This window comes from Streptomyces synnematoformans (genome assembly GCF_039531005.1).
GTDB classification, from domain to species: domain Bacteria; phylum Actinomycetota; class Actinomycetes; order Streptomycetales; family Streptomycetaceae; genus Streptomyces; species Streptomyces synnematoformans.
In genome coordinates, this window is the sequence record NZ_BAAAPF010000609.1 from 1 (window position 1) to 1,789 (window position 1,789).

Here is a 1,789-nt window from a genome sequence, read left to right on the forward strand (position 1 = left end):
CCTCCGCCGGCGGCGGCGGGGCGCCCGCGGTCGCGGCTTCCGGGCCGGCGCCGGGCACGGGCCCGGTACCGGTGTCTGTCTCTGTCTTCGTTCCGGCGCCCGGCGGCCGGGTGGGTGAGGCGGTCACGTCGCCACGCTAGGCAGCGTCGGCGCGCTTGCGGCGGGAGCGCGCGGTGACGTCATGCTTTCGTCAGGAGTCGGTGCGGTGGTACGGGCCTTTCGTCGGCATACGGTCGACACATGTCCGCCGTACGCCCGCCGGCCCCCCGCTCGGACCCCGGCCCCGACGCCGACCCCGGTCCCGGCCCCGCCGCCGACCCCGGTCCCGGCCCCGCCGCCGGTCCCGGGCCCGCCCTGCCTCCACCGCCCGGCCCGTTCCGCCCCGCCTTCTGGCGCAGCCCGCTGCGCGGCCCGTGGTTCACCGCACTCCTGGGCACCGTCCTGCTCGTCGGCCTCCCCCTGCTGCTGCTGACCGGCCTGCTGTCGTACGCCGCCTACAACCCCGACCTCCCCGGCAACGACCGCACCGCCACCAAGGGCCTCCTCGGCTTCTACCTCTTCTCCTGGCCGACCGACCCGCACTGGCTCTACCGCCTCAACCAGGGCGTCCACGTCACCCTCGGCGTCGCCCTCGTCCCCGTCCTGCTGGCCAAGCTCTGGTCGGTGCTCCCCCGCCTCTTCGTCTGGCCGCCGCTGCACTCGGCCCGGCACGCGCTGGAGCGCGGCTCGACGCTGCTGCTCGTCGGCAGCGGGCTCTTCGAGTTCGCCACCGGCATCCTCAACATGCAGCTCTTCTACGTCTTCCCGGGCTCCTTCTACACCCTCCACTTCTACGGCGCGTGGGTGTTCCTCGCCGCCCTCGTCGTCCATCTCGCCACCCGCGTCGGCAAGCTGCGCCGCGGACTGCGCGACCGCGGCATGGACGACCTGCGCGCCACCGACCCCGCGCCGCCGACGATCACCCGGCGCGGCGCCGCCGCGCTGGTCGGCGCCGGTTCGCTGGGGCTGGCCGCGGTCACCGCCGGGCAGAGCATCGGCGGCCCGCTGCGCCGCACCGCGCTCCTCGCGCCGCACGGCGGCGGCAACCCGGGGGACGGACCGAACGGCTTCCAGGTCAACAAGACCGCCGCGGCCGTCGGCATCGAACCGGCCGACCTCGGCGACCGCTGGCGCCTGGTCGTACGCGCCGGGAACGGCCGCCGCGCGGTGTTCAGCCGGGCGGAGCTGCTGGCACTGCCGCAGCACACGGCCTCGCTGCCGATCGCGTGCGTCGAGGGCTGGTCGACGGACGACCAGCTGTGGCGCGGGGTGCGCCTCGCGGACCTGGCCGCGCTGGTGGAGGCGGGGGAGGGGGACGGGGTGTTCGCGGAGTCGGCGCAGCCGAGGGGCGCGTTCCGGGCGGCGTCGCTGCGGGCCAACCAGGTACGGGACCCGCGGTCGTTGCTGGCGTTGCACGTCAACGGCGCGGTGCTGTCGCGGGACCACGGGTATCCGGCGCGGGTCATAGTCCCGGCCAACCCGGGGGTGCACAACACGAAGTGGGTGACGAGGCTGACGTTCGGGGAGCTGCCGTGAGTACGGGTCGCCCTCCGGGCGGGGCGCACGGTGAGCAGGGGCCGGAAAGAGCGCAGGGGGCGGACGGGATGCACAGGCCGGAGGGCGAGCACGGGCCGCATGGTGCGCCGAGGCCGCGCGGCAGGCACGAGGCGAACGGCGGCGCGCGGGAGCGGGACGACGCGCGGGGCGCGGGAGGCGCGGGCGGGCCCGGGGGCCGGCCCGGGCCGGGCAC

The 1,789-nt window shown here is 76.6% G+C and carries 1 protein-coding gene; it reads left to right on the forward strand.

Translation table 11 applies throughout. The features are described 5' to 3' along the window. The first annotated feature begins 240 nt into the window (after positions 1–240). Positions 241–1,575 (forward strand): molybdopterin-dependent oxidoreductase, encoded by a 1,335-nt coding sequence (locus ABD317_RS36505; protein ID WP_344296290.1) that lies wholly within the window; start codon positions 241–243, stop codon positions 1,573–1,575. Positions 1,576–1,789: the final 214 nt, after the last annotated feature.